Genomic DNA, 13,110 nt, shown 5'->3' with positions numbered 1-13,110 from the left:
CGCCCGAACAGCTCGAGCCCACCTGTGATCGCAAGGAGCGTTTCGTGGCCGACTTCGCCTACGAGGACCTGCTGCCGATCGGCGCCGACGAGACGCCTTACCGGCTGCTGACGACCGAGGGCGTGCGCGCCGTCGACGGGCCGGGAGGGCGCACCTTCCTCGAGGTCGACGCGGAGGCGCTGCGGCTGCTCACCGAGACGGCGATGCACGACATCGCGCACTACCTGCGGCCGGCGCACCTCCAGCAGCTGCGCACCATCCTCGATGACGACGAGGCGAGCAACAACGACAAGTTCGTCGCGCTCGACCTGCTCAAGAACGCCAACATCGCGGCCGGCGGCGTGCTGCCGATGTGCCAGGACACCGGCACGGCGATCGTCATGGGCAAGCGCGGCCAGCACGTGCTGACGCCGGGCACCGACGAGCAGGCGATCAGCGAGGGCGTCTACGACGCCTACACCCGCCTCAACCTGCGCTACTCCCAGATGGCGCCCATCACGACGTGGGAGGAGAAGAACACCGGCTCCAACCTGCCGGCCCAGGTCGAGCTCTACGCCGACACGCTCCCGGGCCACGAGGCGCAGTACAAGTTCCTCTTCATGGCCAAGGGCGGCGGCTCGGCCAACAAGAGCTACCTCTACCAGGAGACGAAGGCCATCCTCAACGAGGAGGCCATGATGCGTTTCCTCGACGAGAAGCTCCGCTCGCTCGGCACGGCCGCCTGCCCGCCCTACCACCTCGCCATCGTCATCGGTGGCACGAGCGCCGAGTTCGCCCTGAAGACAGCGAAGTACGCGTCGGCGAAGTACCTCGACACCCTGCCCACGTCGGGATCGATGACGGCCCACGGGTTCCGCGACACCGAGCTCGAGGAGAAGGTGCTCGAGCTGACCCGCCAGTTCGGTATCGGCGCCCAGTTCGGCGGCAAGTACTTCTGCCACGACGTGCGCGTGGTGCGCCTCCCCCGCCACGGCGCGAGCCTCCCGGTCGCCATCGCCGTCTCGTGCTCGGCCGACCGGCAGGTGCTCGGCAAGATCACCGCTGACGGCGTCTTCATCGAGCAGCTCGAGACCGACCCGGCGCGCTTCCTGCCCGACGCCGGCGCCGTCGACCTCGGCGAGCACGAGGACGACGCCGTGGGCGTCAGCTCCATCAGCAGGAACGTCGTCGTCAAGGTCGACCTGACGCAGCCGATGGACGACATCCTCGCCGAGCTCTCCAGGCACCCGGTCAAGACACGGCTCTCGCTCACCGGCCCGCTCGTCGTGGCGCGCGACATCGCGCACGCCAAGATCAAGGAGCGGCTCGACGCGGGCGAGGAGATGCCGCAGTACCTCAAGGACCACCCCGTCTACTACGCCGGTCCGGCCAAGACGCCGGAAGGTATGCCGTCCGGATCGTTCGGACCGACGACCGCCGGGCGCATGGACTCCTACGTCGACCAGTTCCAGGCCGCCGGCGGGTCGAAGGTCATGCTCGCCAAGGGCAACCGCAGCAAGCAGGTCACCGACGCGTGCGATGCGCACGGCGGCTTCTACCTCGGGTCGATCGGCGGCCCGGCGGCCCGGCTGGCCCAGGACTGCATCAAGCACGTCGAGGTGCTCGAGTACGAAGAGCTCGGCATGGAGGCGGTCTGGAAGATCGACGTCGAGGACTTCCCCGCCTTCATCGTCGTCGACGACAAGGGCAACGACTTCTTCGCCGAGGTGAGCAAGCCGATGGCCTTCACCATCTCCAAGCGACCCGGACTCCAGTGACCGACATACTCCAGTGAGCGAAAGGACAGACATGAGCGAGAACGCCTCTACGACATCGGGATTCGACGACCTCCTTGCCGCCAACCGCACGTGGGCAGAGGACTTCGCCCTGAGCGGCTTCGACGGTGTGGCCCACCGAGGTGTGGCCGTCGTGACGTGCATGGACTCGCGCATCGACCCGCTGCGCATGCTCGGGCTCTCCCCCGGCGACGCGAAGATCTTCCGCAACCCCGGCGGACGCGTCACCGAGGCGGCCCTCGAGGCGCTCGTCCTCGGCACCCACCTGCTCAATGTCGAGCGCGTCCTCGTCGTGCCGCACACGCGGTGCGCCGTCGCCTCGAACTCCGAGGACGAGCTGCGCGAGAGGGTCGGTGCGAGCGCCGGCAAGGACGCGTCGTGGATGAGCTTCGGCGTCGTCGAGGACCAGGTGCGCACGCTGCGCGCCGACGTCGCGCGGGTCCGTAGCCACCCGCTCATCGCCGACGGGACGCTCGTCGGCGGCTTCATCTACGACGTCGACTCCGGGCTGCTCCAGCCCGTCGACTGACCGCCCGACCGCCGGACCGACGGACCGCCGGACCGACGGACCCGACGGGCCCGCTCGACGACAACGCCGGGTGGGCCCGTCGGGTCGGTCACGCGACGGCGCGGGTGGTCCACACGTGGTGAGCGACGGCGGCGGCCAGCACGAGCCCCGTGGTCAGCACCGTCACGCCGACGGGTGGGGCCACGGCTGCGACGGCCAGCAGGACGAGCCCGACGACGACGCCCACCCGGGTCTCGACGACCGGCGCCCCCGCCATCGCGTGCATGGCCGTCAGGCACCACACGTAGACGGCCACCGCACCGGCGAGCGCGAGCCCGACGACCCGGTCCGTCGTGTGCGCCTCGCCCTGGACGAGGTCGACGGCGGCCGCGAGCGCCGCCCCCGTCGCCGCCACCGACACGAAGACGAGGTAGTGGCCGTAGCCGGTGACGAACGTGCTCCGGATGCCGCCCTCGAAGAGCCCGGCGTGCTCGCGCTTGAAGTAGAGCCACCACATCGAGAAGACGATGAGCAGGCCGCCGACGACGATGGCGAGCAGCCCGACCTCCGCGCCCTGCCCCAGCGCCCCCTGGACCGCCTGCACCGAGGCGAGGATGACCTCGCCGAGCACGATGATCGTCAGCAGCGCGTAGCGCTCGGCGATGTGGTGCGGGTGGAACGGCGTGATGCCGTGCCGCTCGGCCACGATGGGCACGAGCAGCTCGAGGACGACGAGTGCGAAGAACGACACGAGCAGCGCCGTGCGCTCCTGGAGAAGGAGCCTGGCGATCCACAGCAGCTGCACGACCGCGATGCCCACCGCATACGTCAGCGCGGTGCGCCGCCCCTCCGGGTGCCCGGCCGCCGCCCTCAGCCACATGGCCACCATGGCGAAGCGCATCACGGCGTAGCCGCCGACGACGAGCCCTGACTGCCCGCTGCCGAAGAGCTCGGGGATGCCGGCGGCGAGCATGAGCGAGCCCGCCATGATCGTGAAGGTCAGCAGGCGGTACGTCACGTCGTCGCAGTCGTACGAGGAGGCGAACCACGTGTAGTTCATCCACGCCCACCAGATGGCGAAGAAGACCATGACGAAGTTGACGAGGTCACCGAGGTGCCCCTCGGCGAGGCCGTGGTGCCACTGCGCGGCGGCGCTCGCGATCGCGACGACGAAGACGAGGTCGAAGAGCAGCTCGAGCGGGGTCGCGACGCGATGCGGCTCGTGGGGGTCACGGGGCTGCATGCGCCGTGACAGGGGCACGACGTTGACGTGGCTCACGGGCCGAGTCTGCCAGCAGCGCGCCTGCCGGTCTCCCCGTCAGCCGAGCCCGCGCCGATCGAGCAGGTGCTGGATGTCGGCGTCGGCGCCCCGGAACTCGCGGTAGGACTCGAGCGGGTCGGCAGCGCCACCGATCCCGACGACGTGGCTGCGGTAGCGGTCGCCGTTGGCGCGGGTCAAACCGCCGTTCTCGCGGAACCACGCCACGGTGTCGGCGTCGAGCACCTCGCTCCAGATGTAGGCGTAGTACTGCGCGTCGTAGGCGTAGGAGAAGGTGTGCGCGAAGTACGTCGACCGGTAGCGCGGCGGCACGAGGGGGTGGGCGAGGCCGACCGCGGCCAGCGCGGACGCCTCGAAGGCCTCGACGTCGGTGACGGCCGCGGCCTCCTCGACGCCGATGGCGTGCCACGCCTGGTCGAGCAGGGCGGCCGCGAGGTACTCGCCCGTCGCGAAGCCCTCACCGAACGACTGCGCCGCGACGAGCCGGTCGACGAGCTCCTGCGGCAGGGGCTCGCCCGTCTCGTGGTGGACGGCGTAGCTCCTGAGGACCTCGGGCCAGAGCATCCACATCTCGTTGACCTGGCTCGGGTACTCGACGAAGTCGCGGAAGACGCGGGTCCCGGCGAAGTGCGGGTAGGTGACCCGCGCGAGCAGGCCGTGGATCGCGTGGCCGAACTCGTGGAAGAACGTGCGGGTCTCGTCGTAGGTGAGCAGCGTCGGCTCGCCCGCACCGGGCTTGGGCACGTTGAGGTTGTTGCACACGACGGCGCTCGACTGGCCGAGCAGGGTGTTCTCGTGGACGAGGCTGTTCATCCACGCCCCGCCCTTCTTCGTGTCACGGGTGTGCAGGTCGAGCAGGTAGAGGCCGAAGGGCGTCCCGTCGACGTCGTGCACCTCGAAGACGCGGACGTCGGGGTGGTAGCCATCGAGGTCGTCGCGCTCGTGGAAGGTCAGGCCGTAGAGCATCCCGGCGGCGTGGAAGATCCCGTCGTGGAGCACCCGCTCGGCCTCGAAGTAGGGCCGCATCGCGGCGAGGTCGACGGCATACCTCGACGCTCGGACCTTCTCGGCCCAGAAGGCCCAGTCGTGCGCCTCGACCGGGTGTCCGGCCTCCTCCTCGAGCAACGCCCGCTCGGCCTCGATGTTGCGGGCCGCCGCGGGGGCGAGGCGCCCCAGCAGGTCCATGACGCGCTCGGGGGTGCGCGCCGTGGAGTCGGCGAGCGCTGCGGCGGCGTGCGTGTCGTAGCCGAGGAGACGCGCCCGCTCGGCCCGGATCCGCACGGTCTCGAGCACGAGGGCCTTGGTGTCGTTGGCGTTGTCACGGTTGCCGCGGGAGCCCTGCGCCTCGTGGAGGCGCCGGCGCACATCGCGGTCGGTGAGCGAGGCGAGGTGGGGATGCCCGGTCGGCAGGACGAGCGTGAGGAGCCACGCCCCCTCGTGGCCGTGCTCGGCAGCAGCCGCGGCGGCCGCCGAGATCTCCCCCGCCGTGAGGCCGTCGAGCTGCGTGACGTCGTCGACGAGGACGGCGAGGTCGTTGGAGTCGGCGAGCAGCCGCTTCTCGAACTGGGTGCCGAGGCTCGCGAGCCGGCCGTTGAGCTCGCGCAGGCGGTCCTTGGCGCTCTCGTCGAGCCCGGCCCCGGCGACGGTCATCTCGGTGAGGTGCCGCTCGACGAGACGACGCGACTCCGGGTCGAGGGCGGCCATCGCCGCCTCGTCGTCGTGGACGGCCCGGATCCGGGCGTAGAGGCGCTGGTCGAGCCGGACGGCGTCGGCGTGCGCGGTGAGGAGCGGGGCGTACTCCTCCTCGATCGCCTGGACGGCGTCCGTGGCGAGCGAGCTCGACGTCCCGAAGAACGCGAGGCTCGTGCGGCTGAGCGTCTGCCCCGAGCGTTCGAGCGCGACGAGGGTGTTCTCGAACGTCGGGGGCGCGGGATCGGCCGCGATCGCCTCGACCTCGGCGAGGTGCTCGGCCATTCCCCGGTCGAACGCCTCGCGGTAGTGCTCGTCCCTGATCAGGGCGAAGGGCGGCAGCCCGTGGGGCAGCGGGCTCGGTGCGAGCAGCGGGTTGGCGGCCGGGGTCTCGTCGGGCATGGACCGAACCCTACGCAGCAGCGGCGCCGCTCTCGACCCGGTTTCGTCCGTCCCACCGAGGGCGTATGCCGTCCGGCCGGCTCAGAGCGACAGCTCGGCCCTGACGACCCCGACGAGGCGGTCCGCGAGGCTGCGGGCCTGGTCGCCGTCGGCGGCCTCGACCATGACGCGGACGACCGGCTCGGTGCCGGACTTGCGCAGCAGGACCCGCCCGCTCTCGCCGAGCTCGCCCTCGGCGGCGCGCACGGCGTCGGCGACGGCGGTGTTGGCCTCGAGCGCCGACTTGTCGACGTCCTTGACGTTGACGAGCACCTGCGGGAAGTGGGTCATGATGCCGGCGAGGTCGGCCAGCGTGCGGCCGGTCGCGGCGACCCGGGAGGCGAGCATGAGCCCCGTCAGGGTGCCGTCGCCCGTCGTGCCGTGGTCGAGCATCACGACGTGGCCGGACTGCTCACCGCCGAGGGCGAAGCCGCCGGACTTCATCCCCTCGAGGACGTAGCGGTCGCCGACGGCGGTCTGCAGCACCTTGATGCCGGCGCCGCCGAGGGCCTGGATCATGCCGAGGTTGGACATGACGGTCGCGACGAGCGTGTCGCCGCGCAGCACGCCCTGCTCCTTCATGGCGAGCGCGAGGATCGCCATGATCTGGTCGCCGTCGACCTCGTGGCCGGTCGCGTCCACGGCGAGGCAGCGGTCGGCGTCGCCGTCGAGGGCGATGCCGAGGTCGGCACCGACGGCGACGACGGTCTCCTTGAGGTGCTCGAGGTGCGTGGAGCCGTAGCCGTCGTTGATGTTGAGCCCGTCGGGCTCGCCGCCGATGACGGTGACCTGGGCCCCCGCCTCACGGAAGGCGCGAGGGGCGACCTCCGACGCGGCGCCGTGCGCGGCGTCGACGACGACGTGCAGGCCCTCGAGCCGGTGGGGCAGCACCGAGAGCAGGTGCGAGACGTAGCGGTCCGCGCCGTCGACGAGGGGCGTGATGCGGCCGACGTCGCCCCCCGTGGGGCGCTGCCACTCGTCACGCAGCCGGGCCTCGATGCGGTCCTCGAGGTCGTCGGCGAGCTTGTGCCCGCCCCGGGCGAAGAACTTGATGCCGTTGTCGGGCATGGGGTTGTGCGACGCCGAGAGCATCGCACCGAGGTCGGCGTCCTGCTCGGCCACGAGGTAGGCGATCGCCGGCGTCGGAAGCACGCCCGCGTCACGCACGTCGATGCCCGCCGAGGCGAGCCCGGCCACCGTGGCGGCGGCGAGGAACTCGCCGGAGGCGCGGGGGTCGCGGCCGACGACGGCGACCGGGCGGTGTCCGTTGAAGGCCCCGACCTCCCCGAGGACGTGCGCCGCGGCGACGGAGAGGTCGAGCGCGAGCTCGGCGGTGATGTCCTTGTTCGCCACACCACGGACGCCGTCCGTGCCGAAGAGTCGAGCCACGCTTGTGTGCCTTCCCGATGGGTCCGGCCCCCCGGGCCGGGTGATGTGCTCGCACGACGATACCGCCCCGGCGGCATACGGCCATCCGACCGGCCTCAGATGGGCCACACCGGGACATACCCGGCGGATCGGGTCGAGAAAGTGGCAGGGAACTGGCAGGTGGCACCCATCCACTTCCCAGACGCGCACCGCCACGATGTGCCCATCCCGGGGCCCGACACCAGTGGGCCTTTCCCGGGTCCTTCCAGAGAGGAACTCGATGAGCACTCGACGTTCACGGCGCGTGGCCGCAGCCACCGCCACGGCCGCCACCATCCTCAGCGTGGCGACGGCGTTCGGCGCGTCCGCCGCGGCACCCAGCGCGGCGCCGACGGCGCCCGCCGCCGGCGCGACCGGGGGCGGTGGGGTCACCAACCCGTACTCGCCGGCCTACGGCCACCCCTACCGCCACGGCGCGGTGCCGACCCGCGAGCTCAACACCCAGATGCACCGGTGGGAGGCCCAGACCAAGGGCGCGCGGCCCACCCAGTCCAAGACGCTCTCCTACGGCGGCGGCGTCGACGGGATCGGCGTCACGAGCGGCGGCGCCGAGAAGGTCTACCTCGTCTTCTACGGCAGCCAGTGGGGCACCCAGGGCACCGACGCCGGCGGCAACCTCACCTTCAGCGGCGACCCCAAGGCGGGGGCGCCGGTCGTGCAGAAGCTCTTCAAGGGCCTGGGCACCGGCGGGGAGGCCTGGTCGGGAGTCATGACGCAGTACTGCGACGGCCCGCTCGTCACCAAGGGCGCGACCTCCTGCCCCGCGGGCTCTGCGCACGTGCCCTACCCGACCGGCGGGGCGCTCGCGGGCGTGTGGTTCGACCCGTCGGTCGCCGCCCCGTCGAACGCGACGGCCAAGCAGCTCGGCGACGAAGCCGTCCGCGCCGCAGCGCATTTCGGCAACACGACCGCTGCGAGCAACCGCGACGCGCAGTACGTCATCCTCTCCCCGACCGGCACCCACCCGGACGGCTTCAACACCTCGTCCGGCCAGTTCTGTGCGTGGCACGACTACAACGGTGACCCCTACGTCGGGTCGAGCAGCGCATACGGCGACATCGCCTTCACGAACATGCCCTACGTCATGGACATGGGCACGAGCTGCGGGCAGAGCTTCGTCAACGCCGGCAGTGCCGGGGCCGACGACGGCTACTCGATGGTCGAGGGCCACGAGTACGCCGAGACCATCACCGACCAGAACCCCGCCGGCGGCTGGACCAACACGACGTCGCGGACCTACTCCGGCCAGGAGAACGCCGACGAGTGCGCGTGGATCGCACCCGGCAGCGCGGGCGGCGCGGGCAACGTCTCGACGACGGCCGGCAGCTTCGCGATGCAGGCGACGTGGTCCAACGACACCAACCGGTGCGACCTCAGCCACCCCACGGTGGGCTGACGCACCGGCGACGCCCGCCTGACGGCATACGCCGTCGGAGGACGACGAAGGCCCCCGAGCAGAGCTCGGGGGCCTTCGTGCAACCAGCTGAGGCCAGCCAGATCAGCGCGACTGGAGCCAAGCGGTGATGCTCGGCGCCAGCCGAAGCATCAGCGCTTGGAGTACTGGGGAGCCTTGCGGGCCTTCTTGAGACCGGCCTTCTTGCGCTCCGGGACGCGGGGGTCACGGGTGAGGAAGCCGGCCTTCTTGAGGGCGGGACGGTTGAGCTCCTCGTCGATGCCGTTGAGCGAGCGGGCGACGCCGAGGCGCACCGCGCCGGCCTGGCCGGAGGGGCCACCACCGTGCACGCGGACGAGCACGTCGTAGGAGCCGTCGAGCTCGAGCAGCGTCAGGGGCTCCTTGACGATCTGCTGGTGCACCTTGTTGGGGAAGTAGGCGTCGAGGGTGCGGCCGTTGATCTTCCACTCGCCGGTGCCGGGGACGATGCGCACGCGGGCGATGGCCTGCTTGCGGCGACCGGTGGCGCCGCCGGGGGTCGAGACCTCACGGGCGCGCTTCGGCTCGCCGGCGACGGAGCCGTCGGACTCCGAGGTGTACTCGGTCAGCTCGGGCTCGTCGGTGTCGAGGACTTCCTCGTTCACGATGTCAGTCACGTGTCTTGTCGCTTTCTACGCAGCAGCCGGGGGGCTTACTGCGCAACCTGGGTGATCTCGAAGGGGACGGGCTGCTGGGCCGCGTGCGGGTGCTCGGCACCGCGGTAGACCTTGAGCTTGGAGAGCTGCTGGCGGGCCAGCGAGTTCTTCGGGAGCATGCCGCGGATGGCCTTCTCGACGGCCTTCTCGGGGCTCTTGGCGAGCAGCTCGGTGTAGGAGGTCGACCGCAGGCCGCCCGGGAAGCCCGAGTGGCGGTAGGCCTTCTTCTGCTCGAGCTTGGCGCCGGTCAGGGCGACCTTGTCGGCGTTGATGATGATGACGAAGTCACCGGTGTCGACGTGCGGCGCGAACTGCGGCTTGTGCTTGCCCCGGAGCAGGACAGCGGCCTGGCTCGCGAGACGGCCGAGCACGACGTCGGTCGCGTCGATGACGTGCCACGTGCGAGTGACCTCGCCGGGCTTCGGGGTGTACGTGCGCAATGGAGTCTGCCTTCGCTTCTGAAATGGTGGAGCAGTGAATGCCGCTGGGCTCGGTCCGCGTCGCCCAGCCTCGCCTTCGTGGATCCTCGTGGAGTCCACGTCGTGGGGATGTTGGGTTCGCCTGACGGCCCGGTGCACAACTTCATCCATGTTACGGGGTCGGGCACTCGTGCCCAAATCATGTGCACCCGGACCCAAAACGACGCCTGACCTGCAGCAATGCCTCTTCGGCCTCATCGTGCAAACATCTTGTGCATATGAAGTGTGCAGAGGTATTGTGCACAGTATGGCTGCACAGGACTCCGCGAACCCCTCCCCTCGGACATCGTCCGGACCCTCCGACGACGAGAACGTCTGGCTCACGCGCGAGAGCGTGCGCGTCCTCGCCCACCCGCTCCGGTCGCGCCTGCTCGGGGCCCTGCGCCGCGGAGGGCCGTCGACCGCGACCGACCTCGCCACCCTCCTCGGCACCAACTCCGGCGCCACGAGCTACCACCTGCGCAAGCTCGAGTCGGTCGGGCTCGTCCACGACACCGGGGAGGGCGAGGGCAAGCGACGACTCTGGCGAGCGAGCTCGGAGTACCACTCCTGGCACCCGAGCGACTTCGAGGGTGACGAGGACTCCGAGACCGCCCTCAACTGGCTGACCCGCGACTACGCCCGCCACTTCAGCGAGCAGTACGACAAGTGGCTCGACGTCTCGACGACGTGGCCCACCGCGTGGCAGGACGCCTGCGGCTCGAGCGACGCGGCCGTCCTCGTCACCGCCGAGTCGCTCGAGGCGATGCGTGAGGAGATGTGGGACCTCATCGAGCGCTACAGACGCGTCGGCCAGGGCAACCCGCAGGCCCGACGCATCGCCGTGTACGCCTTCGCCTACCCGCTCGACCTCGACCGCCCCCCGACGACGACGAAGGAGTGAGCCCGATGAGCCCTCGCGACACCCTGCTCTCCCCCACCGCGGCCCGCCGCGTCTTCCTCACCCTGAGCTTCACCCGGTGGTTCCCGGTCGGGCTCGTCGTCGGCCTCCTCACGCTCTGGCAGCTCGAGCGCGGCCTCACCGTCGCGCAGGCGATGACCATCTCGTCCGCCGCCGGCCTGACGATCTTCGCGCTCGAGCTGCCGACGAGTGGCTTCGCGGACGCCTTCGGCCGCCGCCCGGTCTTCGTCGTCTCGGCCGTCGTCAACGTCCTCGCGAGCGGCATCCTGCTCGTGGCGCACTCCTTCTGGGCCTTCTTCGCCGCCGCCGTGCTCACCGGGATCTTCCGGGCGCTCGACTCCGGGCCCCTCGAGGCGTGGTTCGTCGACACGGTGCACGCCTCCACTCCCGGCTCCGACGTCGACGGGGCGCTCGCCGCCCAGGGCACGGTGCTCGGTGGAGCGATCGCGGCCGGCGCCCCCGTCTCCGGTGGCCTCGTCTGGTGGCACCCGTTCGCGGGCGCGTCGGCGCTCGTCCTTCCGGTCGCGGTCTTCGTCGTCCTCAACGTCGTCCACCTCGTCGCGGTCCTCGTGCTGCTGCGCGAGCCCCGCGGGGCCGAGCACCTCGACGCCTCGGGAGCCCGACGCGCGCTCGCGTCCGCGAAGGAGGCTCCCGTCGTCGTGCGTGACGGCCTCGGCCTGCTGCGGAGCAACCGCGCGCTGCGCGGCATCGTCTGCGTCGAGGTGTTCTGGTCGGTCGCGATGATCGTCTTCGAGACCTTCCAGCCGATCCGGCTCGCCGAGCTCGTCGGTGGTGAGGAGCGCGCCGGCGCCATCATGGGCCCCGTGGCGGCCGCCGGGTGGGCCGTCTTCGCCCTCGGCGCGGCCCTCTCCGGATGGTCGAGCCGTCGCATCGGCGTCACCCGCACCGCGATCGCCGCCCGTGTGCTCAACGGCATCGGCGCGGTCGTCATGGGGCTCGTCGCGGGACCCGCGGCACTCATCGCGGCCTACGGCGTGACGTACCTCCTGCACGGCGCCGCCGGCCCGGCCCACTCCGCACTGCTCCACCGGGAGGCCAAGGCCCGCAACCGGGCGACGGTGCTCTCGATCAACTCGATGGTCGCCTCCGCGGCCTTCGGCATCGCGGCCCCGCTCCTGGGCCTGCTCGCCGAACGCACGTCGACGCAGGTGGCCATGGTGACCGCGGGAGCCGTCAGCATCCTCGGCGCGTGGTTCTACCGCCACGCGCTCCGCGCCGAGAAGGCCCGCGCGGCCGATGCAGGCGTGACGAGCAAGACAGGCGAGCCCAGCGAGACGACGCTCCACCCCGCCGTCGACTGATCCCCCCCCACCCACCCACCACAGTCGAGTGGCCCCGCCGTCACACGAGCCCCACAGTCGAGTGGCCCCGCCGTCACACCAGCCCCAGTGGCGTGTGACGACGGGGCCACTCGACGGGAGGGGTGGGACCGGGCGCTCACTCGAGTGGGGCCGGGCGCTCACTCGACGCTTGGCTCGTCAGGCGGGCGGGGTGGTGATCTCGTCGAGCTCGGCGAGGTCCTCGGCGGTGGGCTCCCACAGGCCGGCCCGGACGTTGTCGAGGACCTGCTCCGGGCGGGTCGCACCCGCGATCACCGACGCGACCGCCGGCTGGGCCGCGAGCCCGCCGATCGCGACGTCGATGGGGCGCAGATTGCGCTGGGCGGCATACGCCTCGAGGGCCTCGATCGTGTCCCAGTCAGCACTCTCGAGCCGGTCGGCCATCCCGGCGAGGCGCGTTCCCTCGGGGGCGGGCTCACCGCGACGATACTTGCCGGTCAGCAGGCCGGAGGCGAGGGGAAAGAACGGGAGCAGCCCGACCCCGACGTGCTCGCACGCGGGCACGAGCTCGTCCTCGACGTCGCGCTCGAGCAGGGAGTACTCGTTCTGCGCCGAGACGAACCGAGCGGTGCCCGCGGCGCGCGCCGTCCAGTCGGCGTCGACGACCTGCCACCCGGTGAAGTTGCTGCTGCCGAGGTAGCGCACCTTGCCCTCGCGGACGAGCTCGTCCAGTGCCGCGAGCGTCTCGTCGACCGGGGTCTGCGGGTCGGGCCGGTGCAGCTGGTAGAGGTCGATCCAGTCGGTGCCGAGGCGTCGCAGGCTCGACTCGACCGCCTTGCGGATGTAGCGCCGCGACCCCCGCACGCCCCAGTCGGGTCCGTTGGCACCCTGCATGTCCATGCCGAACTTCGTTGCCACCACGACGTTCTCGCGCTCGGAGCCCAACGCGAGACCGAGCATCTCCTCGCTCGCGCCCTGACCGTAGATGTCGGCCGTGTCGAAGAGGGTGATGCCGCTGTCGAGGGCCTGGCGGACCACGGCGTTCGTGCCGTCCTGGTCGAGGCGTCGGCCGAAGTTGTTGCAGCCGATGCCGACGGTGGAGACGGTGAGGCCGCTGTCGCCGAGCTGCCGGTAGGTCATGTCAGGAGTCGCAGTCACCCGACCAACCTATGCCCGCGCCGGCCCGGTCGGCAGGTCCGCACCTGCCGACGAAGGCCGGCC

Annotated in this window: 11 protein-coding genes; 5 read left to right on the top strand and 6 right to left on the bottom strand. The window is 71.2% G+C overall.

Going from position 1 to position 13,110, the window contains the following annotated elements:
- Positions 1-44: 44 nt before the first annotated feature.
- Both ACSQ2D_RS05535 and ACSQ2D_RS05530 read left to right on the top strand, forming a co-directional pair.
- On the top strand, positions 45-1,757 hold the full coding sequence (locus ACSQ2D_RS05535) for a fumarate hydratase (protein WP_435984983.1): 1,713 nt from the start codon (positions 45-47) through the stop codon (positions 1,755-1,757).
- Between the two features lie 31 nt (positions 1,758-1,788).
- Positions 1,789-2,304, top strand: coding sequence for a beta-class carbonic anhydrase (locus ACSQ2D_RS05530; protein ID WP_435984982.1), 516 nt, complete (start codon positions 1,789-1,791; stop codon positions 2,302-2,304).
- Positions 2,305-2,392: 88 nt separating this feature from the next.
- On the opposite strand, the gene ACSQ2D_RS05525 is transcribed toward ACSQ2D_RS05530, so the two are convergent.
- The 3 genes from ACSQ2D_RS05525 to glmM form a co-directional block, all read right to left on the bottom strand.
- Positions 2,393-3,562, bottom strand: coding sequence for a low temperature requirement protein A (locus ACSQ2D_RS05525; protein ID WP_435984981.1), 1,170 nt, complete (start codon positions 3,560-3,562; stop codon positions 2,393-2,395).
- Positions 3,563-3,601: 39 nt separating this feature from the next.
- Complete coding sequence (locus ACSQ2D_RS05520; protein WP_435984980.1) at positions 3,602-5,653, bottom strand: M3 family metallopeptidase; 2,052 nt, start codon at positions 5,651-5,653, stop codon at positions 3,602-3,604.
- Between the two features lie 81 nt (positions 5,654-5,734).
- Complete coding sequence (gene glmM, locus ACSQ2D_RS05515) at positions 5,735-7,081, bottom strand: phosphoglucosamine mutase (protein WP_435984979.1); 1,347 nt, start codon at positions 7,079-7,081, stop codon at positions 5,735-5,737.
- A gap of 283 nt (positions 7,082-7,364) precedes the next feature.
- Here glmM and ACSQ2D_RS05510 point away from each other — a divergent pair, with 283 nt between their 5' ends.
- Positions 7,365-8,516, top strand: a complete 1,152-nt coding sequence (locus tag ACSQ2D_RS05510) for a hypothetical protein (RefSeq protein ID WP_435984978.1) — start codon at positions 7,365-7,367, stop codon at positions 8,514-8,516.
- 149 nt (positions 8,517-8,665) lie between these two features.
- Here ACSQ2D_RS05510 and rpsI read toward each other — a convergent pair whose 3' ends face one another.
- Both rpsI and rplM read right to left on the bottom strand, forming a co-directional pair.
- Positions 8,666-9,169, bottom strand: a complete 504-nt coding sequence (gene rpsI / locus ACSQ2D_RS05505) for a 30S ribosomal protein S9 (protein WP_435984977.1) — start codon at positions 9,167-9,169, stop codon at positions 8,666-8,668.
- 35 nt (positions 9,170-9,204) lie between these two features.
- Positions 9,205-9,648, bottom strand: a complete 444-nt coding sequence (gene rplM, locus ACSQ2D_RS05500; RefSeq protein WP_020143191.1) for a 50S ribosomal protein L13 — start codon at positions 9,646-9,648, stop codon at positions 9,205-9,207.
- 286 nt (positions 9,649-9,934) lie between these two features.
- Between rplM and ACSQ2D_RS05495 the strand changes: the two genes are divergently transcribed.
- Entirely contained in the window at positions 9,935-10,570 is a 636-nt protein-coding gene (locus ACSQ2D_RS05495; protein ID WP_435984976.1) for a winged helix-turn-helix domain-containing protein, read from the top strand.
- A gap of 5 nt (positions 10,571-10,575) precedes the next feature.
- Complete coding sequence (locus tag ACSQ2D_RS05490; protein ID WP_435984975.1) at positions 10,576-11,910, top strand: MFS transporter; 1,335 nt, start codon at positions 10,576-10,578, stop codon at positions 11,908-11,910.
- Positions 11,911-12,087: 177 nt separating this feature from the next.
- Here the strand turns inward: ACSQ2D_RS05490 and ACSQ2D_RS05485 are convergent, their stop codons facing one another.
- Positions 12,088-13,029: an aldo/keto reductase gene (locus ACSQ2D_RS05485; protein ID WP_435987820.1), complete on the bottom strand. Its 942-nt coding sequence runs from the start codon at positions 13,027-13,029 to the stop codon at positions 12,088-12,090.
- Positions 13,030-13,110 lie beyond the last annotated feature (81 nt).

This window comes from Terrabacter sp. LjRoot27 (assembly GCF_964254175.1).
GTDB lineage: Bacteria > Actinomycetota > Actinomycetes > Actinomycetales > Dermatophilaceae > Terrabacter.
Note: the sequence above shows the minus strand (reverse complement) of the source record. Positions and strands in the feature narration are given on the sequence as shown.